A 26,189-nucleotide genomic window follows, 5' to 3' on the forward strand; every position below is an offset into this window, starting at 1 on the left:
GTACGATTCTAACGGCTGCGGCGAGTCGTGGCGCGCCGTCCCGGCGGCGTGGGCGCGGGGCTGCCGAATCGGGCTTCCAGGTGTTCCACGAACGACCGCACCTTGGGCGACAGGAAGCGGCGGTGCGGGTAGACGGCGACCATGGAGATGGGGGTGTGGGCGTAGCCGGTCAGCAAGGCGGTAAGGCGGCCGGCGCGAATGTCGTCGCCCACCAGGAATTCCGGCTGCAGGATGATCCCGTGGCCGGCCAGCGCGGCGGTGCGCAGCACGTCGCCATTATTGGCCCGCAGCGCCGCATTCACGCGCACCAGGTGCGTCACGCCATCCTTCTCGAAATGCCATTCGTTGCCCGTGCTTGCGTAGGCGTAGTGCAGGCAGCGATGCTGCTTCAGGTCTTCAGGCACGGCAGGGGCGCCGTGGCGTTGCAGGTACGAGGGCGCCGCGCAGACCAGCAGTTGCTGCGGCGCCAGCGGCCTGGCCACCAGTGATGAATCCACCAGCGGTCCGATGCGCACCGCGACGTCGTAGCCGTCCTCGACCAGATCCACCACGCGATCGTTCAGGTCCAGGTCGATCACCACGTCCGGATAGCGCTGCAGGTACTCGGCAATCGCCGGTCCCAGATGCAGGATGCCGAAGGACACGGGGGCGCTGACCCGCAACCGGCCGCTGGGCCGCTGGCCTTCTGCCTGCAGCGACAGTTCCAGGTCGGCGACCTCGGCCAGGATGGGCCGGACTCGCTCGTAGAAGGCGCGCCCGGCATCGGTCATGCTCAGCTTGCGGGTGGTGCGGTTGAGCAGGCGAACGCCGTACTTCTGCTCCAGATAGGCAATCTGCCGCGTGACCACGGAGCGCGCCTGGCCCATCTTGTCGGCGGCCGCCGCGAATGAACCCAGTTCAACGACCTTGGCGTAGGTCTGCATGGCGGTGTGGGTGTCCAAGATTGTTTCCTATCGAGGAACAATAATTTGCAATTCTGCATGTTTATCTTTGTTTTTGGAATCGCAAGAATACGGCTCCATGAAGGTTCGCCCCGTTTTGAGCGATCCGTTTCTGCACAAGGATGACTGCAATGATTGATTCCCGTACCGCGCCGTATGCGGCACTGCTCCTGCGCGTGGCGCTGGGCGTGATGTTCCTGGCCCACGGCCTGACCAAGCTGCTGGTCTTCACGCTGCCCGGCACGGCGCAGTTTTTCACGAAGATCGGCTTTGCCGGCTGGCTGGCCTATCCCGTGACGTTCTTTGAGGTGGCGGGCGGCATTCTGCTGATTTTGGGCGTGGTGCCGCGCTGGGTGGCCGCCATTGCCGTGGTGCAGCTCTTCGCGGCGTCGACGGTTCACTTCGGCAACGGCTGGGGATTCGGCAACCCGGGCGGCGGCTGGGAATATCCCATCTTCCTGACCGTCGCGGCTGCCGTGCTGGCGCTGCTGGGCGACGGCAAGTTCGCCCTGGTCAAGAGCGGCCGGCGCTGAACGCGCTTTTTCAGCCCGCGCCGGCGTGCGGCGCGGGGTCGAACGCCAGGCGATCGGCAACGTCCGCCTGCGCAATCGAATGCAGCGGCGCGTCCACATAAACGCCTGGCCACGCCACGCTGATCGACTGGCCGGGCGTCAAGCCGGCCAGCGCGTCCATCAGCGACGCGCCCGCAGCCGTCCGCAGGGTTTCGAGCAGCGGCTGCAGATCGCGGTCCATCACAATGCCGGCGCCCAGAGGCGTGGATGCGAAGAGCCGGCCTGCATCATCCAGCCACCACCCGGTGACCGAGCCGACGGCCGCATCGGTATGCGTGACGAGGGCGCGATTGTCATCGGCCAGGCGCAATACATAAGGCGCCGCGTCCAGCCGCACGAAGACGCGCTGCGGCCCGTTCTGGAAAAACCAGCGGCCCACATCGTCATGGTCGTAATTGCGGCCGATGAATTCCAGGATTTGCGTGTTGGTGATCGGCTCGCCCGGCCCGCCTTCATTGGCCTGACCTTGCGGATGAAGGCGCCAACGCCCGCGCGCATCGAGCGACAGCCAGCCGTACACTGCCGGCACATTGGGCCATCGGGCGAGGGCGTCCTTCACCGATTGATCCATGGTGTTACGGGCGGATGACGATGGTGGGCGAGATGACGATGCCAGGCTGAACGGGCATCACAGGCACGGCCACGGGCTGCGGCGCGTAGCCATACGCATAGTCGTCGCGGCATTTGCGCTTTTCGCTGTAATCGCCATTGCGCTTCCACTTGCGCTCGACCTTACAGGCGCCATCCCAGTACTTTTCCTTGTACTCGCCACCCTTGTGGCGGTGGTGATGGTGCTTGTCGCCAGCCTCCGCGGCAAGGGGCGCAAGTGCGATCAACGCGGCGGCGGACAGGCTCAGGAAAGCGGGGCGGGTAGCAAAGCGGCGCGGGTGCGATTCCGGGATGTTGTGCATGGACTCATCGTTCAAATGAAAACGGGGTCACCATAACAATCATCCGGCTAACCGGGCGTAGGGATGGGTAACGAGATGCAGGGGGAAAGGAGAAAGATGCTGGAGGCGCAAGCCGGAATCGAACCGACGTACACGGATTTGCAATCCGCTGCATAACCACTCTGCCATTGCGCCAGCACTTGCAAGAAAAAAGGAAGCGCGGTGTGTGCCGTTGCTTCCTCTTTGTATTTGGAGCGGGAGACGAGTCTCGAACTCGCGACCTCAACCTTGGCAAGGTTGCGCTCTACCAACTGAGCTACTCCCGCGGGGGTACTACTTTGCTGTACTACTTTGCCGTACTGCTTTGCGGTACTGCTTTCCCACTGCTTTATTTGCTTTTAGTGAAAGCCTGTATTGGTATCAGGGCTGTTCAGCAAAGAAAGCGATTGTACATGCTTTTAAGGGTCTTTGCACTGCAGACCGAAATCTGGAGCGGGAGACGAGTCTCGAACTCGCGACCTCAACCTTGGCAAGGTTGCGCTCTACCAACTGAGCTACTCCCGCATTTGCACACTGACCGCATCGCTGAGGGTCCGTTTGAATCTTGAGAATTCTGGCGGCTGGCCGATCAGCGAGGCGAGAGTATACATTAATTTTTTCATCCATCAAGCCGATGCGCCTGCGTTGGCGAACCCGGTGTTTCAGGCATGAAAAAAGGGCCTTTCGGCCCTTGCTTCAACGATTTGCAGCGATTTGAAAAAGCGCTGCAGATCAAAATCTGGAGCGGGAGACGAGTCTCGAACTCGCGACCTCAACCTTGGCAAGGTTGCGCTCTACCAACTGAGCTACTCCCGCATTGGTTCCGTAAACTGCCCAGAACCGCTTTTCTTATTCACTCTGACCAACTTGGTTATCGATCAGAAGGCGCGCAGTCTAGCACGATTTTTTGAGCTTGTCCTGAGCCGGTCTGGCTGGCTGCGATTTACGCTGTAAATCGGGTCAAGCACTCAATCAAGTAAACTGAGCGAAGACAGAAACTATAGCATACCTCGTAGCACTCATGTCAAATTCCTTCGCGGGATCCGCGCCCGATTCCTTGTCTCCGTCCGTGCAGGACCTCACTGGTCTGAATACGTTGGGACTGGCATCCCGGGCCGATGCGTTCGTCGCGCTGCGCGAGCCCGCGCAATTGCCCGCGTTGTCCGCCCTGGCGCAAACGGCGCCGTCGTTGCTCGTGCTGGGCGGCGGCAGCAACGTGGTGCTGCCCGAGCGAGTGCCCGGCCTGGTTGCGCGCGTGGCCTTCCAAGGTGTGCGGCTGCTGGAATCGCGGCCGGACGCGTGGATCGTCGAAGCGGCAGGCGGCGAGAGCTGGCATGGATTCGTGTCGGCCTGCGTCGCGCAGGGATGGGATGGCCTGGAAAATCTGGCGTTGATCCCCGGCACCGTGGGCGCGGCGCCCGTGCAGAACATCGGCGCCTATGGCGTCGAGCTGCAGGAACGCCTTCACAGCCTGACGGCCTGGGATGTGCGCGAGGCGCGCTTTGTGGAAATGCAGGCGGCCGATTGCCGGTTCTCGTACCGCGACAGCGTGTTCAAGCATGATGCGCCCGGGCGCTGGATCATCGTGAGCGTGCGCTTTGCCTTGCCGCGGCCGTGGCGGCCGGTGCTGGCGTATCCCGATCTGCAACGCCATCCGCGGCTGTCGGGTGCATCGCCCTGCGCGCGCGATGTCTTCGATGCGGTGTGCGAGATCCGGCGCGCCAAGCTGCCCGATCCCGCGGTCACAGGTAATGCCGGCAGCTTCTTCAAGAATCCCATCGTGCCGGCCGCGCAGCGTGACGCGTTGGCGCAGCGCTTTCCTGGCCTGGTGTCGTACGCGCAGGCTGATGGCCGCTTCAAGCTGGCCGCAGGCTGGCTGATCGATCAGTGCGGCTGGAAGGGAAGGGCGCTGGGGGCGGCGGGCGTGCATGACCGCCAGGCGCTCGTGCTCGTCAATCGCGGGGGCGCCACCGCCGCAGACATCATGGGATTGGCGCGCGCGGTGCAGGATGCGGTGGCCGATCGCTATGGCGTGCGCCTGGAGCCCGAGCCGGTCGTGGTGTGACCGGGCAGGCTTTCCGGCATGAAAAAATCTATGGTCAGCCCGATTTTTGCAAGCGGGTTTGTGTTGGCGTAAATTGGGCTTTGCTCAAATCTATTCGGAGTCGTTTGGGGACAGGTCCCCCGCTCCATGATGAGAGTCGCGCCCGGCAAACCTCAAAAGGGCCTCAGCATCCAGGTGCTGAATTTTTTACCAGGTTTCTTGCCAGGCCGTTGAGCCGTTTATGTCTTCACGTACTCGCGTCGCAAAACCAGGAAGTGACTGCGTAAAACGGTGATGAATGTCAGGTTGCGCTAACAACCTGCTCACTTCGGTAGTTCGTTCCATTGGCGAGGATGGCCCAGGCTATCCTCGCCAATTTATTGGCCAGCGCGCAGGCCACCACGTTCGAGTGGCGTCGTGCCAGCAGCTCGCGTACCCAGACGCCCAGCCGATCCGTGCGCCGCTCTACGCGTTGCATGATCGCTCGTGCGCCCTGCACCAACAGCCGCCTGAGATTCTTGTCGCCACGCTTGCTGATTCCCAGCAGCTTAGGCGTACCGCCAGTGCTGTATTGGCGTGGCACCAGACCCACAGAGGCGGCGAACTGGCGGGCCGAACCGAATTGCTGCGCATCGCCCAATTCTGTCATCAGCACGCTCGCGGTGATCGGCCCGATGCCGGGGATCTCCAGAAGCCGCTGGCTGCGTTCATCCTCGCGCAGTTGCTGGCACAAATCGCGTTCGATTTCGCCGATCTGCTCGTCCAAATACTTGAAGTGCGCCTGCAGCCGTTCAAGCAATGCCGCCAGTCGGGGCGGCAGCTCATGCTCGGCCAACACCGCTGGCAGGCGCCGCAGGATCGCCTGGCCGCGCGGCAGGCTGATGCCGAACTCCAGCAAAAAGGCGTGGACTTGGTTGATCACGCCGGTGCGCTCGCGCACCAGCGACTCTCGGACGCGGTGCAGCGCCGAGACGGTCTGCTGAGCCTCGTTGCGCACGCACACGAACCGCATGCTCGGGCGCGAGGCTGCTTCGCAGATCGCCTGCGCATCGGCAAAGTCGTTCTTGTTGCCCTGCACGAAAGGGCGCACGAACTGTGGGGAGATCAGCTTGGGTTGGTGGCCTAGCGCCTGGATGCGGCGCGCCATCCAATGGGCTCCTGCGCAGGCCTCCATCACCACCGTGCTGCACGGGCTATTACCCAGCAACGTGAACACTTGCTGGCGAGAGCACTTCTTGCGAAACACCATCCTGCCGGCAGAATCCTGCCCGTGCAGATGGAAGCTATGCTTACCCAGATCGATGCCAATCAGCGTGACGGTGCTCATGAGAGGTCTCCCAGAAAGAACAATCCCCACTCAGCGTACCGCTTCGTGGGGATCGGGCTGACCATCTCATTAGGACCCCGCGGGGTCCTTTGCCTTTGGCGCCGGAAATCACAGCCCCAGCACGGACTGCATGTCGTAAAGACCGTTGGTCTTGCCCTCGAGGAAGCGCGCAGCGCGCAGCGCGCCTTCGGCGTAAGTGGCCCGGCTGGACGAGCGGTGCGTGATCTCGATGCGCTCGCCGATGCCGCAGAACGACACCGTGTGATCGCCAACGATATCGCCGCCGCGCAGCACCGAAAAACCGATGGTGCCGGGCTTGCGCACGCCGGTGTCGCCGTGGCGGCTCCAGGTGGCAACGTCGGGCAGTGCGACGTCCCAGGCCGACGCGATGGTCTCGCCCATCTTCAGCGCCGTGCCGGAAGGCGCATCGACCTTGTTGCGGTGATGGGCTTCGAACACTTCGACGTCGTAGCCGGCGTTCAGGATGCGGGCGGCCATGTCCAGCAGCTTGAGCGTCGCGTTGACGCCCACGCTCATGTTGGGGGCGAACACGATGGCGGTCTTTTGCGCGGCAACCTCGATTGCGGCGCGGCCGTTGTCGTCAAAGCCGGTGGTGCCGATGACGGCCTTCACGCCGTGCTTCACGCAAGCCTGCAGATGCTTGAGCGTGCCTTCCGGGCGGGTGAAATCGATGAGGCAGTCAGCGCTTGCAAGCGCGTCCAGGTCGTCGGTGATGGCAACCCCGGTCTGCTTGCCCAGCGTGGCGCCGGCGTCGCGGCCCAGCGCGGCCGAGCCCGGCACGTCCAGCGCAACGGCCAGTTCCAGGCCGTCGGCCTTCAGGATGGCCTCGATCAACATCTGGCCCATGCGGCCGTTTGCGCCGGCGATAGCAATACGCATAAAAAAGTCCTTGGATTTAACGCAGCGGCTCGGGTGAGATGCCGGGCTGGCCCGGATACTGGTTGAGCGGGCTGGCGGGTGCATCGGTGTCGCGCTTCTGTTCGTCCTGCTCTTGCTCGACGCGGGCTTCGTCCCGGGCCAGGCGCTTGTCGGCCTTTTCGTCGGCAACGGCGTCCGGCGTGTTGATCTGGTAGGGCTGCAGATCGGGCTGCTTGTCGCCTTCCCAGCGCGTGAGACGGTCGTTTTCGAACCAGACGGTGAACTTGCGCTCTTGCGGGTTGCCGTAGCCCGGCTTGAAGTAGTACGGGTAGTCCCAGCGATTGGCGTGCAGCACGCTGGTGAGCGTGGGGCTGCCGAGCGCGAAGCGGACTTGTTCACGGGTCATGCCGGGCTGGAGCAGCGCAACCTGTTCCTGCGTGATCCAGTTACCCTGCTGGACCGGCGCCTTGTACGGGAAGCCCCATTTGTTCGAGGTGCAGCCCGCCAAGGCGACGGCCAGGGCGGCAACGGCCAAACCGGTCTTCAGAGAGCGGGAGGGAATACGTGCAAACATGGACACTACGCGCCCCTATTATTTGGAAGCAAGCAAAACCGTTATCATAAAGGTTTCATAAGGATAGTTCCGCGAGGCGGCATGAATTCGGCGAGCCGGCTTGCGGTGACCCCAGTCCTTGCCCATGCCAACGCGGACGGAGAGCGATTACACCATGAGCGACCAAAGCGAACTGAAAAACATGGGTTTGAAGGCGACTTTCCCGCGCCTGAAGATTCTTGATATTTTCCGCAAATCGGGTGAACGGCACCTGAGCGCCGAAGACGTCTACCGCGCCCTGATCGGCGAAAACGTCGAAATCGGCCTGGCTACCGTCTACCGCGTGCTGACGCAGTTCGAGCAGGCCGGCATCCTGGCGCGCAGCCAATTCGACAGCGGCAAGGCCGTTTTCGAGCTCAACGACGGCGACCACCACGACCACCTGATCTGCACCAACTGCGGAAAGGTCGTCGAGTTCTCGGATCCCGAGATCGAAAAGCGCCAGCAAAAGATCGCCAAAGACAACGCCTTCGCGCTGGAAAGCCACGCGATGGTGCTATACGGCATCTGCGGCAGCTGCCTCAAAGGCCGCTAAGCCTGGGCGGGCAGCCGTCAGGCCGGTACATCCGGCTGCGTAGCCAAAAACAAAAGCCCCTTCTGCACGAAGGGGCTTTTGCATGTTGGGGCCAGTGATGCCGGCAGGCCGCAGACTCAAGGCGTTGTCTGGCCGAACCCTTCCAGCATTTCGCGCGCGTGTTCGCGGGTGGTGGCCGTGAGCGTCATGCCGCCCAGCATCCGCGCGATTTCCTCGACGCGGGCCGGGGCGTCCAGCGGTTCGATGCTGGACCGGGTGGTGCCGCGGGACTCGGCCTTGCTGACCAGGAACTGGTTGTTGGCGCACGCGGCCACCTGGGGCAAGTGGGTGACGCACAGCACCTGATGGCGTTCGCCCAGTTCGCGCAGCAGCTTGCCGACGGATTCGGCCACCGCGCCGCCCACGCCGCTGTCCACTTCGTCGAAGATTAGCGTGGGCACGCGCGCCGCGCGGCTGGCGATGACCGACAGCGCAAGCGAGATACGTGACAGTTCGCCGCCCGAGGCGACCTTGGCCAGCGGACGCGGCGTGGTGCCGGCGTGACCGGCCACCAGGAATTCGACCTGTTCGTTGCCGTGCGCGGACGGCGCCGACGGGGCGAGCGTGGGTTCAAAGCGGCCACCCTGCATCGCGAGCGTCTGCATGGCCTGGGTGACCTGTTTGCCCAGATCCTTGGCGACCTTGCGCCGGGCGGTGGTCAGCTTGGCGGCGGCCGCGTCGTATTGCGCCTGCGCCGCGGCCGCCTGGGCGCGCAACGCGTCGATGTCGCCGGCGGCCTGCAAGGCCGCAAGCTCCGCATGTAGCGATTCGCGCAGCTCGCACAGGGCATCGGGATCGGTGCGGAATTTGCGGGCGGTCTCGAACACCAGTCCCAGCCGCGCTTCCACGTCGGCGAGTCGCTTGGGGTCCAGATCGACCCGGCTGACGTAGTTGTTCAGGTCGGACACGGCTTCGCTGATGGCGATGCGTGCCGATTCCAGTTCGTCATGGACACCCTTGAGGCCCGGATCGTGCCGCAGCATCTGCTGCAGGCGCTGGTTCGCGGCCGTCAGACGGTGATGCGCCGAATCGCCTTCGCCGTCCAGCATTTCAAGGATTTGCGAGGCGCCATCCAGCAGCGATTGCGCATGCGAGAGGCGCGTGTGCTCGGATTGCAGGGCGTCCCATTCGTCCGGTCCGAGGTTCAGCCGGTCCAGTTCGTCGACCTGCCATTGCAGGCGTTCACGTTCGGAGGCCAGACTTTCGGCGTCTTTTTCGGCCGATTCCAGCTGACGAGCCAAGGCGCGCCACTGCTTCCATGCCTGGCCAACCGCGTGGCGAAGCTCGCCATGGCCGCCGTGCGCGTCCAGCAGGTCGCGTTGGGCGTCGGGACGCATCAGGCTTTGGTGCGCGTGCTGGCCGTGGATGTCGACCAGGCTGTTGCCCAGTTCGCGCAATTGCGCCACGGTGGCCGGGGTGCCGTTGATATAAGCGCGGCTGCGGCCTTGCGCATCGATGACGCGGCGCAGTGAGAGTTCGTCGTCGGCGTCGATTTCGCGTTCGGCCAGCCACGCCTGCAGCGCCGACGGGGTGTCGAACACCGCGGTGATGTCGGCACGGGCCGCGCCTTCGCGCAACATGCTGGCATCGCCGCGCTCTCCGAGGGTGAGCGCCAGCGCATCGACCAGGATGGATTTGCCGGCGCCCGTTTCTCCCGAAAAGACGGTGAAGCCGGGGCCAAAGTGGATCTCGGTCTGTTCGACGATGACGAAGTCGCGGATGTGCAGGGTGCGCAGCATAAGGGGCGCTAATTACTCTACGTTGTCGGAGGCTTCGGGCATCAGGTTCCAGTGCAGTTTGCGGCGCAGGGTGGAAAAGAAGCTGTAGCCTTCGGGATGCACGAATCGGATGGTGTAGGGTGCGCGCTGCACGACGATGCGGTCGCCCGGTTGCAGGTCGGACCAGGTCTGCATGTCGAAGTGCACGCTGGCGCCGACTTCGACGCGGCCCATGGCCGTGAGCGTCATGTTGAGCACGCCGGTGTCCGGGATGACGATGGGTCGGTTCGACAGCGTTTGCGGCGCCACCGGCACCAGCACCATGGCATTCATGCCCGGGTGCAGGATGGGGCCATTGGCCGACAACGCATAGGCCGTGGAGCCGGTGGGCGTGGCGATGATCAGGCCGTCGGCGCGCTGCGTATACATGAAGGCGCCGTCAAGTTCGACCCGGACCTCGATCATGCCGCCGCGGCCCGCGCGGTTCAGGACCACGTCGTTCAGGGCCGACGCGGAATACATCTTCTGGTCGCCGCGCCACACGCTGCCTTCGAGCAGCATGCGGTCTTCGATCTGGAAGCTGCCTTCGAGCACCCGGGCGAGCGCCGCGTGCGCGTCCTGCAGGGCGATGTCGGTGATGAAGCCCAGGCGCCCGTGGTTGATGCCGATCAGCGGCATGCCGTAGGGCGCGAGATGGCGGCTGGCGCCCAGCACGGTGCCGTCGCCGCCCATGACCACGGTGAGCGAGGCGGTCTTGCCGATTTCCTCGAGCGTGGCGATGGGGTATTCGGTCAGCCCGGTATTGCGCGCCGTGTCCGCATCGATCAGCACATGGCGGCCCGCCTGCGTCAGCGCGTGCGCAAGTGCTCTCAGCGGTGTGTCCAGGCCGGTGTCCTGGTATCTGCCGATCAGGGCGACTATAGGAAAATGCATGGCTGCGTAGGAATGAAAAGGGCGAAACCGCAAAGCTGAACGTGCCCAGAATGGGCCAATTAGCCGATTATATGGGGCCGTATATTGTGTTGCGGGACAAAAATCGCCTCAACCTGAAAAGATTCCCTAAAATAGCCGCTATGGATGACCGCGCACGCGCTTTACTGAAAGCGTTGATAGAACGCTACATCGCCGATGGGCAGCCAGTCGGCTCGCGGACGCTATCTAAAGTCTTTGACTTGTCTCCGGCCACCATCCGCAACGTCATGGCGGACCTGGAAGAGCTGGGACTGATCCACAGTCCGCACACCTCCGCCGGCCGTGTTCCCACGCCGCGCGGATACCGCATGTTCGTCGATTCGCTGCTGTCGGTGCAGTCGTACCAGCTGCAGCCGCACAACATGGGCGAAATGCTCTCGGCCGCCGAACCCACCCGCGCGGTCAATGCGGCCGCGGCGCTGCTGTCCAACCTGACGCAATTCGCCGGCGTGGTCCTCACGCCCAAGCGGGCGCAGGTGTTCCGGCAGATCGAATTCATCCGCCTGTCCGACAAACGCGTCCTGCTCATCATCGTGACGCCCGATGGCGACGTGCAGAACCGCATCCTTTTCGTCCAGCGGGATTACGCCGAATCCGAGCTCCTGGAAGCCGGCAACTTCTTCAACATGCACTTCGCCGGCAAGTCGTTCAATGCCGTGCGCCAGACGTTGTCGACCGAGCTGGCCCAGTTGCGCGAAGACATCTCGCGCCTGATGCAGGCCGCCGTCGAGGCCAGCGCCGAAGCGGCCGAGGACGGCGACGCCGTGGTCATCTCGGGGGAGCGCAAGCTGCTGGACGTCACCGACATCGCGTCCGACATGGACCGGCTGCGCAAGATGTTTTCGCTGTTCGAGAAAAAAACCGATCTGCTGCAATTGCTGGACGTCTCGAGCCGCGCGCAGGGCGTGCAGATCTACATCGGCGGCGATTCGCAACTGGTGCCCCTGGAAGACGTCTCCGTCATCACGGCGCCTTACGGCGTCGACGGCAAGGTGGTCGGCACCCTGGGTGTCATCGGTCCGACCCGCATGGCCTACGAGCGGGTCATACCCATCGTGGACATCACGGCGCGCCTGCTGTCCAACGCCCTCAGCCACAACCAGTAGTCCCATTCAAAGCTACATCCTCCTTGCGGAGGAAGGGGAGTTTTTGTGTTTCTTCGCCTGTTCAAGTATCTCTGGCCTGAGCGCTACCTTCCTGAGCCCCACCAAGAAGATCCCTTCAACGAGGATCCGCCGCCGCGCGTGCCCGGCAAGGTCGGCGTGCTGCTCGTCAACCTGGGCACGCCCGACACGACGTCGCCCAAGGACATCCGCAAGTATCTCGGCGAATTCCTGTCCGACCCGCGCGTCATCGAAATCCCGCGCTATCTCTGGAAACCCATCCTGCACGGCATTGTGCTCGTGCGCCGGCCCAAGCGGCTGGAGCCGCGCTACGCCGGCATCTGGATGGAGGGCGGCTCGCCCCTGATGGTCTACAGCCAACGCCAGACCGATGGCGTGCGCGCCGCCCTGCAGGCGGCCGGCGTGGATGCCGTGGTCGAGCTGGGCATGCGCTATGGCAACCCCTCCATCCCCCAGGTGATCGCGAACATGCGCAAGCAGGGCTGCGAGCGCATCCTGACGGTGCCGCTGTATCCCCAGTACGCCGCCAGCACCACCGCCACCGTGGTCGACGCGGTCACTCGCTACATGGGCAAGCTGCGCGATCAGCCGGAGATGCGCTTCATCAAGCGCTTTCACGACGAGCCCGCCTACCTGGACCCGCTCGCCGCGCGCATCGAGCGCTACTGGGCCGAGCATGGCAAGCCGCAGAAACTCGTCATGAGCTTTCACGGCCTGCCGCGCTACTCCATCGAACTGGGCGATCCCTACTACCGCGACTGCATGGAAACCGCCCGGCTCCTGGCGCAGCGGCTGTCCCTGCCCCGCGACCAGATCGAAGTGACCTTCCAGAGCCGGTTCGGCTCGGCCCGCTGGCTGGAGCCTTACACCGAGCCGACCCTGAAGGCCCTGGCGGCTTCCGGCGTCACGGAGGTCGATGTGGTGTGCCCGGGATTTGTGGCAGACTGTCTGGAAACCCTGGAAGAAATCAGCCTGGAATGCCGCGACGCCTTTCTCGAGGCGGGGGGCAAACAGTTCCGTTACATTCCTGCCATCAATGACGACCCGGCCTGGATCGCGGGGCTGTCCGGTCTGGTGGAACGAAACTTGCAGGGGTGGATACCAGCAGCCACGGACTTGAAGGAGAAGGCGCATGCACCATGATCCCAAGACTGGAAAGACGGTCAAGAAGGGCAAAGTCACCACTCCCGTCGACGAGGACCGCGTCGAACATGACCTGGACGAGGCCCTGGCCGATACGTTCCCGGCCAGCGACCCGGTCGCGATTCCCTCGGACCCGGACGCCGATGACAAGCGCGTGGACCGCGCGCTGAAGGAAAGTTTTCCGGCCAGCGACCCCGTGGCCCCCGCCCAGCCCAGCAAGAAGTAGCCGTTCGGTCAGCGGGCGCCCGGCCTTCGGGCCGCGCCCCGGGGAATATTTCGCTTAACCGGGCTTGAATTAGGGGTATTGGCCCCCATTCATGTCTGCGAAAGCCATTCTTTTTGGAGGATTCCCCATGACGGCACCCCACGAGCCTGCTGACCAGGCGCCCGAAGTCGGCCAGAGCGCCGATGCGGCTCCCGCCGCCCAGGACGCCGCGCAGGCCGAGCTGAACGAGTTGCGCGCCCAATTGGACGCCGCCCAGGCTACCGTCAACGAGCAGCACGACCAGCTTCTGCGTGTGCAAGCCGAAGCCGAAAACGTGCGCCGCCGCGCCCAGGAAGAAGTGTCCAAGGCGCGCAAGTTCGGCATCGAGTCGTTCGCCGAAAGCCTGGTTCCGGTCAAGGACAGCCTGGAAGCTGCCCTGGCCCAGCCCGATCAGACGGTCGAAACCCTGCGCGAAGGCGTCGAAGTCACCCTCAAGCAGCTTGCCGCCGCGTTCGAGCGCAACCTGCTCAAGGAAATCGCGCCGGCCCAGGGCGACAAGTTCGATCCGCACCAGCACCAGGCCATTTCGTCCATTCCCAACGAGCAGCCCGCCAACACGGTGGTGCAACTGCTGCAGAAGGGCTATGTGATTGCCGACCGTACCTTGCGCCCGGCGCTGGTGGTCGTGTCGGCCGGGCAGGGCTGAACCGCGTCCCACCATGACCGACCCGCGCTTTGACCCGGCCCAGGTATTCCAGGTGTTCGGCATGCGCCATGTCGACACCGCGGGATTCGATGCGGCCGTGGTGCAAGCGCCCGGGGCGGACCTGCGCTGTGTCTTTCTGTGGGGCCAGGATTGCTACAACTGCAATCTGTTCAAACAGGCGGCGCTGCTGCACCAGGAAACGCTGGTGGGGCTTGGCCTGACGTGGTTCGAAGCAGATGTCTATGCGGATGAACCGCTGGGACGCCGCTTTTCGTTGCATGGCGTCCCCACTTTTGTGCTGTACCGGTCCGGCAAGCGCCTGGGGCGCATCACCGGCTGGCCCGGATTGCCCCAGTTCACGGCGGCGATCCACCGCCTGCAGGAATCGGGCGCCGAAAATTCCAGCCCGGCGTCTTGAAAAACCCTTTGGGCAGCCCCAGTTATGGGGGGACAAGCAGTTTTCCCCAATTTTTCATAGATTTAATAATCAAGGTAACCCACCATGAGCAAGATTATTGGCATTGACCTGGGAACGACCAACAGCTGCGTGGCTGTCATGGACGGCGGGCAGGTCAAGATCATCGAAAACGCCGAAGGTGCTCGCACCACCCCCTCCATCGTTGCCTACATGGATGACGGCGAGACTCTGGTCGGCGCGCCTGCCAAGCGCCAGGCCGTGACCAACCCGCGCAACACGCTCTACGCCGTGAAGCGCCTGATTGGCCGCAAGTTCGAAGAAAAGGCAGTGCAGAAGGACATCAACCTGATGCCCTACGCCATCGTCAAGGCCGACAACGGCGACGCCTGGGTTGAAGTGCGCGGCAAGAAGATGGCGCCTCCCCAAGTGTCGGCCGACGTGCTGCGCAAGATGAAGAAGACCGCCGAGGACTACCTGGGCGAAGAAGTGACCGAGGCCGTCATCACCGTGCCCGCCTACTTCAACGACAGCCAGCGCCAGGCCACCAAGGACGCCGGCCGCATCGCGGGCCTGGAAGTCAAGCGCATCATCAACGAACCCACCGCCGCGGCGCTGGCGTTCGGCCTGGACAAGACCGAAAAGGGCGACCGCAAGATCGCTGTCTATGACCTGGGCGGCGGCACGTTCGACGTGTCCATCATCGAAATCGCCGACGTGGACGGCGAAAAGCAGTTCGAAGTGCTGTCGACCAACGGCGACACCTTCCTGGGCGGCGAAGACTTCGACCAGCGCATCATCGACTACATCATTGCCGAGTTCAAGAAGGAACAAGGCGTTGACCTGTCCAAGGACGTGCTGGCGCTGCAACGCCTGAAGGAAGCCGCCGAAAAGGCCAAGATCGAACTGTCGTCCGCGCAGCAGACCGAAATCAACCTGCCGTACATCACGGCCGATGCCTCCGGTCCCAAGCACTTGAACCTGAAGATCACGCGCGCCAAGCTGGAAGCGCTGGTCGAAGAACTGATCGAACGCACGATCGAGCCCTGCCGCGTCGCCATCAAGGACGCCGGCGTGAAGGTCTCCGACATCGACGACGTGATCCTGGTCGGCGGCATGACCCGCATGCCCAAGGTTCAGGAAAAGGTGAAGGAATTCTTCGGCAAGGATCCGCGCAAGGACGTGAACCCCGATGAAGCCGTCGCCGCTGGCGCCGCCATTCAGGGCTCCGTGCTGTCGGGCGACCGCAAGGACGTGCTGCTGCTGGACGTCACGCCGTTGTCCCTGGGTATCGAAACCCTGGGCGGCGTCATGACCAAGATGATCCAGAAGAACACCACGATCCCGACCCGGTTCTCGCAGACGTTCTCGACCGCTGACGACAACCAGCCGGCCGTGACGATCAAGGTGTTCCAGGGCGAGCGCGAAATCGCCGCGGGCAACAAGGCCCTGGGCGAGTTCAACCTCGAAGGTATCCCGCCGTCGCCGCGCGGCATGCCGCAGATCGAAGTCACGTTCGACATCGACGCCAACGGCATCCTGCACGTGTCCGCCAAGGACAAGGGCACCGGCAAGGAAAACAAGATCACCATCAAGGCCAACTCGGGTCTGTCGGAAGACGAGATCCAGCGCATGGTCAAGGATGCCGAGGCCAACGCCGAGGAAGATCACCGCGTCGCCGAACTGGCCCAGTCGCGTAACCAGGCCGATGCGCTGGTGCATGCCACCCGCAAGTCGTTGACCGAGTACGGCGACAAGCTCGAAGCTTCCGAAAAGGAAAGCATCGAAGCCGCCATCAAGGACCTGGAAGACACGCTGAAGGAAGGCGACAAGGCCGCGATCGACGCCAAGGTGGAAGCCCTGTCGACCGCATCGCAAAAGCTCGGCGAAAAGATGTACGCCGACATGCAGGCGCAGCAAGCCGCCGGCCAGCAGCAAGCGGCCGACAACGCGAAGCCGGTGGACGACAATGTCGTCGACGCCGACTTCAAGGAAGTCAAGCGCGACCAATAATGGCCGGGCGCTGACCTGCCTCTGCCGCCCGGTAGCCGGAGAAATCCGCCTACCGGGCGAACTCATTCTGTAGCACTGAAAAGAAGGCTCGGTTTCGAGCCCACGGATCATGGCAAAACGCGACTATTACGACGTCTTGGGCGTGGCAAAAAACGCCTCGGACGACGATCTCAAGAAGGCCTATCGAAAGCTGGCCATGAAATACCACCCGGACCGCAATCCGGACAGCAAAGAAGCCGAAGAGAAGTTCAAGGAAGCCAAGGAAGCCTACGAGGTCCTGGGCGATGAGCAAAAGCGCGCCGCGTACGACCGCTACGGTCACGCCGGCGTCGACCCCAATGCCGCCGGCATGGGCGGCGGTTTCGCCGACGCGTTCGGCGACATCTTTGGCGAAATCTTCGGCGGCGGCGGCGGTGGCCGTCGTGGCGGCGGTCCCCAGGTGTACCGCGGCGCCGACCTCAAATACGCGCTGGAAATCACCCTCGAACAGGCAGCCGCCGGTTTCGACACGGAAATCCGCGTCCCCAGCTGGGAAAACTGCGACACCTGCCACGGCTCCGGCGCCAAGCCCGGCACCTCGCCCAAGACCTGCCGCACTTGCGGCGGCTCGGGCGCCGTGCGCATGCAGCAAGGTTTCTTCAGCGTCCAGCAAACCTGCCCGACCTGCCACGGCAATGGCAAGGAAATCACCGACCCGTGCCCGTCCTGCGACGGCGTCGGCCGCATCCGCCGCAACAAGACCCTCCAGGTCAAGATCCCGGCCGGCATCGACGACGGCATGCGCATCCGCTCCAGCGGCAATGGCGAACCCGGCATCAATGGCGGCCCTCCGGGCGACTTGTATGTGGAAATCCACATCAAGCAGCACAAGATCTTCCAGCGCGATGGCGACGACCTGCACTGCGAGCTGACCATCCCGTTCACCACCGCGGCATTGGGCGGCGAACTCCAGGTGCCCACGCTGGGCGGCAAGGCCGAGATCTCCATCCCCGAGGGTACCCAGTCCGGCAAGACCTTCCGCCTGCGCGGCAAGGGCATCCGCGGCGTGCGCGGCAGCTACCCCGGCGACCTCTACTGCCACGTCGTGGTGGAAACGCCGGTGCGCCTGAGCGAAGACCAGAAGAACATCCTGCGCCAGTTCGAAGCGTCGTTGAACGACGGCGGCGACCGCCACTCGCCGCAAAGCAAATCCTGGACGGACCGCGTCAAGGAATTCTTCAGCTGATCACGCCGATCTTCAGCAAAAAAGCCGCGACGAGAGTCGCGGCTTTTTTTTCGGGCCTTTCAATATCGGCCCGCCCACATCCGGCTGCTTATCGAGCGACCGGCGGGTAATCCAGTTCGCCAAAGGTGTATTCGCCATTGGCCTTGGCTTGTTGAAGTTCGGCCCGCACTTCCTGTTCGGTCAGGCCGGAGGTGCGGGGCAAAGCGGCGGGATAGTCCATTTCGCCAAACGTGTACTGGCCGGTCAGCTTGGCTTCCTGCAACTCGGCCGCGACCTGAGAGCCGGACTTCCCGTGTTCAGCGCCCGCCGCATGTGCGCCGGTGCTGGCCAGGGCCAGGGAAAAGAACAGCGTGGTGGCCAGGATTTTCATGTGTGAGAGCTCCAGTTTGTTTTAAGAGAGATCGAGTCCCGCGTCCCTGCATCACGGCCCAGCACATATCAAGAGGGCCGATGCGGCGTACCGTAAGAAACTCGAATAAACCCGCACGCATGAAACCACCTTCCAAATTGCCAAGAAATCGAAGGGTTTCTAAAAATTACGGATATAGGGAATGGGGATTTCGGAGCCAGCCGCGCGCAGCGAGCACCCGAAACCGAACCACATCGCGTAAGCGCTGCGAGGCCGCCCGCGCGGCCGACGCAGCGCGGGCCCCGCAAGATCTTCCAAACAACTAAAACCGCGAAAAAAACGCCAAGCAAACCACCCGCCCCGACGCCCGTCTTGTTTCCGACACCGCGAGCCCGGTGTGGCTGCGGCGCCCGGTGCGTGGGGCGTCGATAAGCCCAACGGAATCCGAAGGAATCGCCGTAGGCGATGACGAGGATGAGGCAGGGGAAGTCCGGAGCGAAGGCTCCGGACCGCAATCGTGGCCCCACGCGCCGGGCGCCGTGGCCGCGCCGGGCGCCAAAAGAACCCAGATCCCCGCCAGTCCTGAACCGACAAAAAAAGAGACCGCGACGCATCGCCACGGCCTCTTCACTACTGCAACTGCAACTACTAGTACAGCAACTTCAACTTCAACTGCGAACTTCAACTGCGAACTTCAACTGCTGACTGCAACTACATCACAGCAACTTCGATTGCTACTTCAACTTCAACTACTGCTACTTCAACCGCCGCTGTGTGCCGAAAATACCGGCCTCAGGCCATGATGCCGCCCGAGGCCGGCCGGGCTACAGCAAGCAGCTCACCGGCTGATCGGCGGGTATTCGAGCTCGCCGAACGTGTATTGACCGCTGGCCTTCGCTTGCGCCAGTTCCTGCTGGACGTCGGCGCGCGACTTCGCGGCGCCCGTGGCGGCGGCGACCGGCGGGTACTGCAATTCGCCGAACGTGTATTGGCCGCTGACCTTGGCTTGTTGCAGCTGGGCTTGCACTTCTTGCGAGCTCAGGCTGGTCTTTTGGGGCAGGGCGGGCGGATAGTCCAGCTCGCCGAAGGTGTACTGGCCGCTGACTTTCGCTTCGTGCAGTTCAGTCGCCACCTGGGCGCTGCTCTTTGCTTGCTCAACGCCGGCGGCTTGTGCGCCGACACCGGCCAGGGCCAGGGATAGGAAAAGGGTGGTGGCTAGGGTTTTCATGATGAGACCTCCAATTCGTCGTAAATGGGGACCGAATCCGGCGGCGCTCCGTCGTGTTCGTTTGCTGTTCCCGATGAACTGAATTGTCCTCGTCATCCATCCTGGGATAAACCCTTATTCCTTGAAAACATCTTTCCAAATAACCGAGTAATAGATTCAGGACGACAAATTATCCCCATCAATGGAATGGTTGAATCCGTTTCCCACCTTCCCGCTCCAGGGGAACAGATCGACTATGCAAAAAAAACCCCTGCCGAAGCAGGGGTTTTGCAATTAGCGATGCGTCAGGGCTTCTTGAAGTCACCCGCCAGCGCCGTGCTGAATCCGTCCGGACGCACGTACTTGCGCAGCGCGGCGTTCACCGCGTCAGGCGTCAAGGCCGAGATCTTCTTGTCCATCTCGGCCGACCACGCAAACGTGCGGCCACGCTCCAGATAGTCCAGCCAGGTGCTGGCCAATACATCGTCCTGCGCGCGCGCCAGATTGCGGTAGTTCAGCAGCGCCGTGATGCCCTCCGAGATTTCCTTGTCCGAGAAGCCATCCTTCAGGACCCGCGCCAGTTCTTCATTGATTGCCTTCTCGAGGCGCTCGCGATTCTGCGGCGCGTAGATCGCGTAGATGCTCCAGTTTGCGGCAGGTTCGAACGACGATACCGACAGCGAGCTGCGCACGTTGTACGACAGGCCCTCGGTCTCGCGCACCCGGTTCCACAGCCGCGACGTTTCCGACGCGCCGAACAGATAGTTGGCCAGATACAGCGCCGCATAATCCGCGTCCGTGTCCTGCAGCTTAAGCGGCATGCGCGACAGATAGAACGCGTTGGCCTTGTCCGGCGTATTGATGTCGAACTGCTTGGCCGGCACGTCGCGATACGGGTTCGGCACGCGGGTATAGGCCGGCGCCTTCTTCCAGCCGGCAAGTCCCGCGCGCAGCGATTTTTCCACCGCTTCCGGTTCGAAATCGCCCACCGCCGAGAACTCGATGTCGCCCGCGCCGTAGAACTTCGCGTGGAACTTGGCCAGTGCCTCGCGATTCAGCGCGCGCACGCTGGCCAGCGACTCTTCGAACGTCGGCACGTAACGCAGGTCATCGGCAGGCCACGGATTGTCGTGGCGGGCCAGCGTACGGCCGGCCAGGGCCGACGGCTCCGTCATCGCGTTCTGGATCGAGGTCTCGAGCTGACGCTGGTATTCCTCGACCTGTTCCTTCGGGAAGCTGGCGTTGCGGATGATCTCCAGCGCCAGCGCCGTCAGCTCCGGCAGATTTTCGCCCTTGGTCGACATCGCTACCTTCAGCGTCGTGCCGCCGCCGCTAAAGCCCAGCTCGGCCTGCAGCTTGTCCAGACGGTCCTGAATGTCCTGGCGCGTCAGCTTGTCCGTGCCGCGCAGCAGCAGGTCGGCGGCCGCGCTGGAATTCACGCGTTGGCCCAGCAGGTCCTTTTCGTTGCCGAATTGAATCAGCATCTGCGCCTGCACGCGGCTGCCGCGCGTGGCCTTGGGCAACAGCGCCAGTTTCACCGGGCCATTGGGCAGGTCAAGCGTCGTGCGCTTGGTCAGCTTGTCGATGTTGGCCGGCGAGGGATCGAACGCCGAGGCGGCCTTGAAGTCCGGATCGCCCTTGTAGTCCTTGAACACCGCCGTGAGGTCCACGCGCTGCGTCTGCGGCGCGCGCACCGGCTTTTCGGTCGGGATGTAGCGGCCTTCGATGCGGTTGCTCTGCACCAGATAGGTCGTCGCGGCCTTTTGCACTTCGGCCAGCGTAGCCTGGCGCGCGCGGTCGCGCTGCAGGAAAAAGAGACGCCAGTCACCCGCGGCGATCGCTTCAGATAGCGCCACGCCGACTTGTTCGGGGTCGCTGTAGGTCTGTTCCCACGAGGTCAGCCACTTGCTGCGCGCGCGATCCAGCTCCTGCTGCGTGAACGGCTTTTTGTCGAGCGACTCCAGCGTGCCCGTCAGCGCCTTCATGGCCGCGTCCAGGTCCTTGCCCGGCGTCAGTTGCGCGGCGAACATCGCCAGTCCCGGATCCAGATTTTCCATCGTGAAACCGAACACGCCCGAGGCCAGCTTGGTCGGAACCAGCGCATGGTACAGACGGCCCGACGGCGTGTCGGCCAGGATCGTGGTGGCCAGGTCGAACGGCACGAAGTCCGCGCTGGCGCCGGCGGGGATGTGATACATCGCCGCGACCAGCGGCGTGCCGCCCGTGCGGCGCAGCGTCACCGACCGCTCGCCGTCCTGCGCCGGCTCTACCGTGTATTCCGGCGGCAGCTTGCGGTCGGGCTTGGGCAGCTTGCCCAGTGTGGCCTCGATGTCCGCCAGCGTCGTCTGCGGGTCGAACTTGCCCGCCACGATCAGCACGGCGTTATCGGGCTGGTAGTACTCGTGGTAGAAGGCGCGCAGCTGCGCGATGTCCACGTTTTCAACGTCCGAGCGGGCGCCGATCGTGTTTTTGCCGTAGCTGTGCCATTGGTAGGCCGCCGACTGCATCTTCTGCATCAGGATGCGGAAAGGATTGTTCTCGCCGCTTTCCATTTCGTTGCGGACCACGGTCATTTCCGAGTCCAGGTCTTCCTTGGCGATCAGCGAATTGACCATCGCATCGGCCTGCCAGCCGAGATACCACTTCAGCGTCTCGGGGTTGGCCGCGAAGCTGGCGAAATAGTTGGTACGGTCGCTGGAAGTCGACCCGTTGGCCTGCAGGCCGCGGCGCGAGAACTCGCCCATCGCGTTACGCGTGGTGGACGTGCCCTTGAACAGCATGTGTTCCAAGAGGTGCGCCATGCCGGTCTGGCCGTAGTTTTCGTTGCGCGAGCCCACCAGGTAGGTCATGTTGACCGTGGTGGACGGCTTGGATTCATCGGGTACCAGGAGCACCCGCAGGCCATTGGCCAGGCGGTATTCGGTGATGCCTTCGATCGAGGCGGCCTCCGTGACGCCGGCCGGCAGGCTGGCGGCTCCGGCCTGAAAGGCCAGGAAGGAGGAAAACAGCAGCACGCCCAGGGGGCGCGGCAGCTTCGACAGGGACAAGCGCATGGCGGATCATTCCTTTGGCATGGCAGAATCCGTTGGAGTGTATACGTTGGCAATGGTTCAGGCGCTGCGGCGGGCCTCCCGCCAAAGCCGCCGCATCGCTTCAGCGCCCGCCGCAATGCCGAGGAAATTCCTATGTCCCTGACCGTCGAAGTCCAAACGCCCCGTCTGGTGCTGCGGCAATGGCGGGCCTCCGATCGCAAGCCCTTTGCGGCCCTGAACGCGGACCCGACCGTGACGCAGTTCCTGCTGCCGCTCACGCCCCAGGAAAGCGATGCGCTGGCCGACAGGCTGGCCGCGGGCATCGACGAGCACGGCTGGGGCTTCTGGGCGGTGGAAGCGCCCGGCGTGGCGCCCTTCATCGGCTTTGTAGGCATCAAGCCGCTGGCGCCTGCGTTGCCGTTTGCGCCCGGGGTGGAAATCGGCTGGCGTCTGGCGCAGCCATTCTGGGGACGGGGCTACGCCAGCGAGGCGGCCGGCGCGGCCCTTGGCGTGGGCTTCGAGCAGGTCGCGCTGGATGAGATCGTCGCCTTCACCGCCACGGACAACCTGCGGTCCCGCGCCGTAATGGACCGCCTGGGCATGGTGGCCGACCCGCAGCCCTTCGATCACCCCGCCGTGCCGGCAGGCCATCCTTTGCGCGCCCATGTGCTGTACCGCATCGGGCGGGACGCCTGGCGCCGCCGGCGCGACGCGGGGGGCGCTACAGACGCTGCGGTGTTTGCGGCGGCATAAGCGGCGCGAAGCCGCATCCGGCTTGATGCTGCGGCGCAGCAACTCTGATTTCCCTGGGGATTTGAATCGGTTCCGGTCGCGGGTGTAAGCTTTTAAGCACGCATTCGCTGTTGATGACGGGATGCGCGACAGCCGTTTCACCGGCTTCCCGTCCAACGCCAGACGCCGCCGCCGCGCGGCGCCGGTGCTTGTCGTTCGCGCCTTCGCCGCCGGCATCCTGCTGGCGCATTCTACGGAGGAACGACCCATGCTGACCGAGATCGTCACGCGTGCCTTGTCCCAACTGACCGGCAATGCCCTGAACGGCGACGGCATCAAAGGACAGTTTCAGTACGCTTATGCCAGTGATGACGGCCAATACGTGGCCATATTGACCCATGACATGACCACCTACGTGGTGGACCTGAGTTCCCAGCGGTATTTCGCGGAGTGCGGCGGATCGCCTCGCGGATTTGCCGGCCATGTGCTTGAAATGGAGGGCGCCACCGCGCGCTCCCATCCGTGGCCCGCCGCGCAAGATTTGTTCGACCTGGACATGGACGCCGACGAATTGGCATGGCGGCAGTGCCCGGGTTTGCGCCATGCGGCAAACGGCGCGCATCGATCTGTGGAGAGCCGCGCCGCCTGAGAGTGGCCAGAAGCGGCAACATTTCACTGAACCGGCGTCATCGCCGGTTTTTTTTCGCCCTGTGCCCCGTTTACGCCGGTAGGCGGCGCGCGACACGGTCGCTAAAATCCTGGCCATGACGACGCCCGCCGAACTCCGCGCCCCGCAAGGCACCACCCTGGTCTCGTGCACGCACGCGCGACACGCCGACCAGATCCTGGCCATTTTCAATGACGCCATCGCGAACTCCACCGCGCTGTACGACTACAAGCCGCGGCCGCGCGAGGCCATGCAGGGCTGGTTCCAGGCCAAGGAGCAGGGCGGTTTTCCGGTCTTGGGTCTGGAAAACGAAGATGGCGAATTGATGGCGTTCGCGAGCTACGGCACGTTCCGCGCGTTTCCGGCGTTCAAGTATTCGGTCGAGCATTCCGTCTACGTGGACGGGCGCTTTCGCGGCCGCGGCCTGGGCGAGGCGATGATGGGCCTCCTGATCGAACGGGCGCGCGCCGATGGCGTGCACGTCATGGTCGGCGGCATCGACGCGTCCAATCAGGGCAGCATCCGGCTGCATGAAAAGCTGGGGTTCGTGCACGCCGGCACCATCCGCGAGGCCGGCTTCAAATTCGGCCGCTGGCTCGACCTGGCCTTTTATCAGCTGACGCTGAACACGCCGGCAAACCCGGTCGACGGCTGAGGCCGGCGGCGCGCTACTTCGACAGCATCCGCATCGCCTGCTCCAGCCCGGCGACGGTCACGGGATACATGCGGTCCTGCATGATGTCGCGCATCAAGGCAATGGACTGGCGGTACTGCCAGGAAGCCGTGGGCTCGGGGTTCAGCCACACCGACTTGGGCCAGGCGTCCAGCAACCGGCGCATCCATTCGGCGCCGGGTTCCTTGTTGTAGTGTTCGACCGAGCCCCCGGGCTGCAGGATCTCGTAGGGACTCATGGTGGCGTCGCCCACGATGATCAGGCGCCAGTCCGGGTTGTACTTGCGCAGTACGTCCCAGGTGTCGAAGCGCTCGTTCTGGCGCCGGCGGTTGCTCTGCCACAGGCTTTCATACGGGCAGTTGTGGAAGTAATAGACCTCGAGGTTGCGGAACTCGCTGCGGGCCGCCGAGAACAGTTCCTCGACGCGGCCGATGTGGTCGTCCATGCTGCCGCCCACGTCCAGCAGCATCAGCACTTTCACCGTGTTGTGGCGTTCCGGGACCATGCGCAGGTCCAGATGGCCGGCGTTGCGCGCGGTGCTGGCGATGGTGTCGTCCAGGTCCAGTTCCAGATCGGCGCCTTGGCGCGCGAAGCGGCGCAGGCGGCGCAATGCCACCTTGAAGTTGCGCGTGCCCAGTTCGACCTGGTCGTCGTAGTCCTTGAACTGGCGCATGTCCCAAACCTTGACCGCCGTGCGGTTGCCGGCCGATGCGCCGCCCACGCGGATGCCTTCGGGGTGATAGCCGCCGTTGCCGAAGGGCGACGTGCCGCCGGTGCCGATCCATTTGCTGCCGCCCGCGTGGCGCTCCTTCTGCTCATCCATGCGCTCCTTGAAGAGCTCCATGAGCTTGTCCCAGCCGTGCTTTTCGATGGCGGCCTTTTCTTCGGGCGACAGGCTTTTTTCGAACTGCTTGATGAGCCAGTCGATCGGGATCTCCTTGCCTGCGGGCAACGCGGCCTCGATGCCGCGGTAGTACGCGCCAAACGCCTTGTCGTAGCGGTCGTAGAGCGATTCGTCCTTGACCAGCGTGGCGCGCGCCAGGAAGTAGAACTCGTCCAGCGTGGGCGACATCAGGTCCTGGCGCAAGGCGTCCACCAGCGTCAGGTATTCCTTGACCGAGACCGGCAGCTTGTGCGCCCGGAGGTGATAGAAGAAGTCGATCAGCATGTGCGTGCCGCCCTTGGATGCGGGATCAGCGGCGCTGGCCGCCGCGCGTCATGGCCGCCAGGCGTTCAAGAAGATGCACGTCCTGCTCGTTCTTGAGCAGCGCGCCGGCCATCAGCGGCACGGCGGTGGCGGTGTGCGCGTCGATCTGCGCGGCCGAGACGTCCTCGGCCAGCAAGAGGCGCAGCCAATCCAGCAGTTCGGACGTGGACGGCTTTTTCTTCAGGCCGGGCGCATCGCGCAGCGCGAAGAACGTGTCCAGCGCAGCGCGCAGCACGTCCTGCTTCAGATCCGGATAGTGGACGGCCACGATGTCGCGCATCGTGTCGCGATCGGGAAAGCGGATGTAGTGAAAGAAGCAGCGGCGCAGGAACGCGTCGGGCAGGTCCTTTTCGTTGTTGGACGTGATGATGACGAGCGGACGGTGGCGCGCGGAGATGGTCTCGCGCGTCTCGTACACATGGAACTCCATGCGGTCCAGTTCGCGCAGCAGGTCATTGGGGAATTCGATGTCGGCCTTGTCGATCTCGTCGATCAGCAGCACCACCGGCTCGTGCGACTGGAACGCTTGCCACAGCGTGCCCTGCACGATGTAGTTGCGGATATCGCGGACTTTCTCGTCGCCCAGCTGCGAATCGCGCAGCCGCGAGACGGCGTCGTATTCATACAGGCCCTGGTGCGCCTTGGTGGTGGACTTGATGTGCCATTGCAGCAGCGGCCGTCCCAGCGCGCGGGCCACTTCCTCGGCCAGCATCGTCTTGCCGGTGCCGGGTTCGCCCTTGATGAGAAGCGGGCGCTGCAAGGTGAGGGCGGCGTTCACGGCGAGCTTGAGATCGTCGGTGGCGACGTAGCTGTCGGTGCCATCGAAGCGGACTGGCTTGGCGGAGGAGGCGGTCTGGGCTGCGGGCATGATCTGATGGCTTCTGTGGTTTGATTGGGATCAACACTAACGCAAGGTATTAAT

26 protein-coding genes and 4 tRNA genes are annotated in these 26,189 nt (G+C 63.7%); 13 read left to right on the top strand and 17 right to left on the bottom strand.

Annotated elements, in window-relative coordinates; all coding sequences use genetic code 11:
- Nucleotides 1-8: 8 nt before the first annotated feature.
- Nucleotides 9-941: a LysR family transcriptional regulator gene (locus tag H4P35_RS04620; RefSeq protein ID WP_056321249.1), complete on the bottom strand. Its 933-nt coding sequence runs from the start codon at nt 939-941 to the stop codon at nt 9-11.
- 131 nt (nt 942-1,072) lie between these two features.
- Here H4P35_RS04620 and H4P35_RS04625 point away from each other — a divergent pair, with 131 nt between their 5' ends.
- On the top strand, nt 1,073-1,474 hold the full coding sequence (locus H4P35_RS04625) for a DoxX family protein (protein WP_062840371.1): 402 nt from the start codon (nt 1,073-1,075) through the stop codon (nt 1,472-1,474).
- A 10-nt stretch (nt 1,475-1,484) separates the two neighbouring features.
- On the opposite strand, the gene H4P35_RS04630 is transcribed toward H4P35_RS04625, so the two are convergent.
- From H4P35_RS04630 to H4P35_RS04655, 6 genes are all read right to left on the bottom strand, one after another.
- Entirely contained in the window at nt 1,485-2,084 is a 600-nt protein-coding gene (locus H4P35_RS04630; RefSeq protein ID WP_226848296.1) for a DUF2946 family protein, read from the bottom strand.
- A gap of 4 nt (nt 2,085-2,088) precedes the next feature.
- Nucleotides 2,089-2,424 (bottom strand): hypothetical protein, encoded by a 336-nt coding sequence (locus H4P35_RS04635; protein WP_175156616.1) that lies wholly within the window; start codon nt 2,422-2,424, stop codon nt 2,089-2,091.
- A 100-nt stretch (nt 2,425-2,524) separates the two neighbouring features.
- Nucleotides 2,525-2,598, bottom strand: a tRNA-Cys gene (locus H4P35_RS04640).
- Between the two features lie 55 nt (nt 2,599-2,653).
- Nucleotides 2,654-2,729 (bottom strand) — tRNA-Gly (locus tag H4P35_RS04645).
- Nucleotides 2,730-2,891: 162 nt separating this feature from the next.
- Nucleotides 2,892-2,967: transfer RNA gene (locus H4P35_RS04650), tRNA-Gly, on the bottom strand.
- A gap of 215 nt (nt 2,968-3,182) precedes the next feature.
- Nucleotides 3,183-3,258, bottom strand: a tRNA-Gly gene (locus tag H4P35_RS04655).
- Nucleotides 3,259-3,463: 205 nt separating this feature from the next.
- Here H4P35_RS04655 and murB point away from each other — a divergent pair.
- The gene (gene murB / locus H4P35_RS04660) at nt 3,464-4,507 is read left to right on the top strand and encodes a UDP-N-acetylmuramate dehydrogenase (RefSeq protein ID WP_175156614.1); all 1,044 of its coding nucleotides are present in this window, start codon (nt 3,464-3,466) and stop codon (nt 4,505-4,507) included.
- A 280-nt stretch (nt 4,508-4,787) separates the two neighbouring features.
- Here murB and H4P35_RS04665 read toward each other — a convergent pair whose 3' ends face one another.
- The 3 genes from H4P35_RS04665 to H4P35_RS04675 all read right to left on the bottom strand — a co-directional run bounded on the left by H4P35_RS04665 (nt 4,788) and on the right by H4P35_RS04675 (nt 7,266).
- A complete protein-coding gene (locus H4P35_RS04665; RefSeq protein WP_226847664.1) occupies nt 4,788-5,813 on the bottom strand; it encodes an IS110 family transposase in 1,026 nt (341 codons plus the stop codon).
- 108 nt (nt 5,814-5,921) lie between these two features.
- Nucleotides 5,922-6,713: a 4-hydroxy-tetrahydrodipicolinate reductase gene (gene dapB, locus H4P35_RS04670; protein ID WP_152383570.1), complete on the bottom strand. Its 792-nt coding sequence runs from the start codon at nt 6,711-6,713 to the stop codon at nt 5,922-5,924.
- Between the two features lie 16 nt (nt 6,714-6,729).
- Nucleotides 6,730-7,266, bottom strand: coding sequence for an outer membrane protein assembly factor BamE (locus H4P35_RS04675; RefSeq protein ID WP_226848297.1), 537 nt, complete (start codon nt 7,264-7,266; stop codon nt 6,730-6,732).
- A 154-nt stretch (nt 7,267-7,420) separates the two neighbouring features.
- Between H4P35_RS04675 and fur the strand changes: the two genes are divergently transcribed.
- Entirely contained in the window at nt 7,421-7,840 is a 420-nt protein-coding gene (fur, locus tag H4P35_RS04680; protein WP_056321269.1) for a ferric iron uptake transcriptional regulator, read from the top strand.
- Nucleotides 7,841-7,956: 116 nt separating this feature from the next.
- Here the strand turns inward: fur and recN are convergent, their stop codons facing one another.
- Both recN and H4P35_RS04690 read right to left on the bottom strand, forming a co-directional pair.
- A complete protein-coding gene (gene recN, locus H4P35_RS04685; protein ID WP_226848298.1) occupies nt 7,957-9,618 on the bottom strand; it encodes a DNA repair protein RecN in 1,662 nt (553 codons plus the stop codon).
- Between the two features lie 12 nt (nt 9,619-9,630).
- Nucleotides 9,631-10,530 carry an NAD kinase gene (locus tag H4P35_RS04690; protein ID WP_056321271.1) on the bottom strand — a complete coding sequence of 300 codons (900 nt, stop codon included), beginning with the start codon at nt 10,528-10,530 and terminating at the stop codon, nt 9,631-9,633.
- Nucleotides 10,531-10,670: 140 nt separating this feature from the next.
- Here H4P35_RS04690 and hrcA point away from each other — a divergent pair, with 140 nt between their 5' ends.
- From hrcA to dnaJ, 7 genes are all read left to right on the top strand, one after another.
- Nucleotides 10,671-11,675 (top strand): heat-inducible transcriptional repressor HrcA, encoded by a 1,005-nt coding sequence (hrcA, locus tag H4P35_RS04695; protein WP_062840377.1) that lies wholly within the window; start codon nt 10,671-10,673, stop codon nt 11,673-11,675.
- 45 nt (nt 11,676-11,720) lie between these two features.
- Nucleotides 11,721-12,836, top strand: a complete 1,116-nt coding sequence (gene hemH, locus H4P35_RS04700) for a ferrochelatase (RefSeq protein WP_152383573.1) — start codon at nt 11,721-11,723, stop codon at nt 12,834-12,836.
- The gene (locus tag H4P35_RS04705; protein WP_056321277.1) at nt 12,826-13,062 is read left to right on the top strand and encodes a hypothetical protein; all 237 of its coding nucleotides are present in this window, start codon (nt 12,826-12,828) and stop codon (nt 13,060-13,062) included. The genes hemH and H4P35_RS04705 overlap by 11 nt, the downstream gene beginning before the upstream one ends.
- A gap of 127 nt (nt 13,063-13,189) precedes the next feature.
- Nucleotides 13,190-13,747 carry a nucleotide exchange factor GrpE gene (gene grpE / locus H4P35_RS04710; protein WP_056321280.1) on the top strand — a complete coding sequence of 186 codons (558 nt, stop codon included), beginning with the start codon at nt 13,190-13,192 and terminating at the stop codon, nt 13,745-13,747.
- Between the two features lie 13 nt (nt 13,748-13,760).
- Nucleotides 13,761-14,165 carry a thioredoxin family protein gene (locus tag H4P35_RS04715; protein ID WP_062840379.1) on the top strand — a complete coding sequence of 135 codons (405 nt, stop codon included), beginning with the start codon at nt 13,761-13,763 and terminating at the stop codon, nt 14,163-14,165.
- Nucleotides 14,166-14,249: 84 nt separating this feature from the next.
- Nucleotides 14,250-16,175: a molecular chaperone DnaK gene (dnaK, locus tag H4P35_RS04720; RefSeq protein WP_056321286.1), complete on the top strand. Its 1,926-nt coding sequence runs from the start codon at nt 14,250-14,252 to the stop codon at nt 16,173-16,175.
- A 109-nt stretch (nt 16,176-16,284) separates the two neighbouring features.
- On the top strand, nt 16,285-17,400 hold the full coding sequence (dnaJ, locus tag H4P35_RS04725; RefSeq protein ID WP_226848299.1) for a molecular chaperone DnaJ: 1,116 nt from the start codon (nt 16,285-16,287) through the stop codon (nt 17,398-17,400).
- Nucleotides 17,401-17,488: 88 nt separating this feature from the next.
- On the opposite strand, the gene H4P35_RS04730 is transcribed toward dnaJ, so the two are convergent.
- The 3 genes from H4P35_RS04730 to H4P35_RS04740 all read right to left on the bottom strand — a co-directional run bounded on the left by H4P35_RS04730 (nt 17,489) and on the right by H4P35_RS04740 (nt 22,009).
- Entirely contained in the window at nt 17,489-17,770 is a 282-nt protein-coding gene (locus H4P35_RS04730) for a DUF4148 domain-containing protein (RefSeq protein WP_056321290.1), read from the bottom strand.
- An 817-nt stretch (nt 17,771-18,587) separates the two neighbouring features.
- Nucleotides 18,588-18,977, bottom strand: coding sequence for a DUF4148 domain-containing protein (locus H4P35_RS04735; protein WP_062840384.1), 390 nt, complete (start codon nt 18,975-18,977; stop codon nt 18,588-18,590).
- A gap of 284 nt (nt 18,978-19,261) precedes the next feature.
- On the bottom strand, nt 19,262-22,009 hold the full coding sequence (locus H4P35_RS04740; protein ID WP_226848300.1) for a pitrilysin family protein: 2,748 nt from the start codon (nt 22,007-22,009) through the stop codon (nt 19,262-19,264).
- A gap of 132 nt (nt 22,010-22,141) precedes the next feature.
- Here H4P35_RS04740 and H4P35_RS04745 point away from each other — a divergent pair, with 132 nt between their 5' ends.
- The 3 genes from H4P35_RS04745 (at nt 22,142) to H4P35_RS04755 (ending at nt 24,042) form a co-directional block, all read left to right on the top strand.
- Nucleotides 22,142-22,741: a GNAT family N-acetyltransferase gene (locus H4P35_RS04745; RefSeq protein WP_226848301.1), complete on the top strand. Its 600-nt coding sequence runs from the start codon at nt 22,142-22,144 to the stop codon at nt 22,739-22,741.
- Between the two features lie 247 nt (nt 22,742-22,988).
- Complete coding sequence (locus tag H4P35_RS04750; protein ID WP_217617783.1) at nt 22,989-23,369, top strand: hypothetical protein; 381 nt, start codon at nt 22,989-22,991, stop codon at nt 23,367-23,369.
- Nucleotides 23,370-23,484: 115 nt separating this feature from the next.
- Nucleotides 23,485-24,042 (top strand): GNAT family N-acetyltransferase, encoded by a 558-nt coding sequence (locus H4P35_RS04755; protein WP_180098919.1) that lies wholly within the window; start codon nt 23,485-23,487, stop codon nt 24,040-24,042.
- Between the two features lie 13 nt (nt 24,043-24,055).
- Here the strand turns inward: H4P35_RS04755 and H4P35_RS04760 are convergent, their stop codons facing one another.
- Nucleotides 24,056-25,228 (bottom strand): VWA domain-containing protein, encoded by a 1,173-nt coding sequence (locus tag H4P35_RS04760; protein WP_226848302.1) that lies wholly within the window; start codon nt 25,226-25,228, stop codon nt 24,056-24,058.
- Nucleotides 25,229-25,253: 25 nt separating this feature from the next.
- Complete coding sequence (locus H4P35_RS04765; protein WP_062840388.1) at nt 25,254-26,135, bottom strand: MoxR family ATPase; 882 nt, start codon at nt 26,133-26,135, stop codon at nt 25,254-25,256.
- Nucleotides 26,136-26,189 lie beyond the last annotated feature (54 nt).

Origin of the sequence: Achromobacter sp. 77 (genome assembly GCF_020541125.1) — a bacterium.
In the GTDB taxonomy this organism is placed as follows: Bacteria; Pseudomonadota; Gammaproteobacteria; order Burkholderiales; family Burkholderiaceae_B; genus Achromobacter; species Achromobacter mucicolens.

What these genes read in the sequence shown, in the direction of transcription:
- H4P35_RS04760 (WP_226848302.1), bottom strand. Translation starts at nt 25,228, where the DNA reads ATGCTGATCGACTTCTTCTATCACCTCCGGGCGCACAAGCTGCCGGTC.
- hrcA (WP_062840377.1), top strand. Translation starts at nt 10,671, where the DNA reads ATGGATGACCGCGCACGCGCTTTACTGAAAGCGTTGATAGAACGCTAC.
- H4P35_RS04715 (WP_062840379.1), top strand. Translation starts at nt 13,761, where the DNA reads ATGACCGACCCGCGCTTTGACCCGGCCCAGGTATTCCAGGTGTTCGGC.
- dapB (WP_152383570.1), bottom strand. Translation starts at nt 6,713, where the DNA reads ATGCGTATTGCTATCGCCGGCGCAAACGGCCGCATGGGCCAGATGTTG.
- dnaK (WP_056321286.1), top strand. Translation starts at nt 14,250, where the DNA reads ATGAGCAAGATTATTGGCATTGACCTGGGAACGACCAACAGCTGCGTG.
- H4P35_RS04750 (WP_217617783.1), top strand. Translation starts at nt 22,989, where the DNA reads ATGCTGACCGAGATCGTCACGCGTGCCTTGTCCCAACTGACCGGCAAT.
- H4P35_RS04675 (WP_226848297.1), bottom strand. Translation starts at nt 7,266, where the DNA reads ATGTTTGCACGTATTCCCTCCCGCTCTCTGAAGACCGGTTTGGCCGTT.
- H4P35_RS04705 (WP_056321277.1), top strand. Translation starts at nt 12,826, where the DNA reads ATGCACCATGATCCCAAGACTGGAAAGACGGTCAAGAAGGGCAAAGTC.
- recN (WP_226848298.1), bottom strand. Translation starts at nt 9,618, where the DNA reads ATGCTGCGCACCCTGCACATCCGCGACTTCGTCATCGTCGAACAGACC.
- H4P35_RS04690 (WP_056321271.1), bottom strand. Translation starts at nt 10,530, where the DNA reads ATGCATTTTCCTATAGTCGCCCTGATCGGCAGATACCAGGACACCGGC.
- H4P35_RS04625 (WP_062840371.1), top strand. Translation starts at nt 1,073, where the DNA reads ATGATTGATTCCCGTACCGCGCCGTATGCGGCACTGCTCCTGCGCGTG.
- H4P35_RS04635 (WP_175156616.1), bottom strand. Translation starts at nt 2,424, where the DNA reads ATGCACAACATCCCGGAATCGCACCCGCGCCGCTTTGCTACCCGCCCC.
- H4P35_RS04735 (WP_062840384.1), bottom strand. Translation starts at nt 18,977, where the DNA reads ATGAAAACCCTAGCCACCACCCTTTTCCTATCCCTGGCCCTGGCCGGT.
- dnaJ (WP_226848299.1), top strand. Translation starts at nt 16,285, where the DNA reads ATGGCAAAACGCGACTATTACGACGTCTTGGGCGTGGCAAAAAACGCC.
- grpE (WP_056321280.1), top strand. Translation starts at nt 13,190, where the DNA reads ATGACGGCACCCCACGAGCCTGCTGACCAGGCGCCCGAAGTCGGCCAG.
- H4P35_RS04630 (WP_226848296.1), bottom strand. Translation starts at nt 2,084, where the DNA reads ATGGATCAATCGGTGAAGGACGCCCTCGCCCGATGGCCCAATGTGCCG.
- H4P35_RS04755 (WP_180098919.1), top strand. Translation starts at nt 23,485, where the DNA reads ATGACGACGCCCGCCGAACTCCGCGCCCCGCAAGGCACCACCCTGGTC.
- H4P35_RS04745 (WP_226848301.1), top strand. Translation starts at nt 22,142, where the DNA reads ATGTCCCTGACCGTCGAAGTCCAAACGCCCCGTCTGGTGCTGCGGCAA.
- H4P35_RS04765 (WP_062840388.1), bottom strand. Translation starts at nt 26,135, where the DNA reads ATGCCCGCAGCCCAGACCGCCTCCTCCGCCAAGCCAGTCCGCTTCGAT.
- H4P35_RS04740 (WP_226848300.1), bottom strand. Translation starts at nt 22,009, where the DNA reads ATGCGCTTGTCCCTGTCGAAGCTGCCGCGCCCCCTGGGCGTGCTGCTG.
- fur (WP_056321269.1), top strand. Translation starts at nt 7,421, where the DNA reads ATGAGCGACCAAAGCGAACTGAAAAACATGGGTTTGAAGGCGACTTTC.
- H4P35_RS04730 (WP_056321290.1), bottom strand. Translation starts at nt 17,770, where the DNA reads ATGAAAATCCTGGCCACCACGCTGTTCTTTTCCCTGGCCCTGGCCAGC.
- murB (WP_175156614.1), top strand. Translation starts at nt 3,464, where the DNA reads ATGTCAAATTCCTTCGCGGGATCCGCGCCCGATTCCTTGTCTCCGTCC.
- H4P35_RS04665 (WP_226847664.1), bottom strand. Translation starts at nt 5,813, where the DNA reads ATGAGCACCGTCACGCTGATTGGCATCGATCTGGGTAAGCATAGCTTC.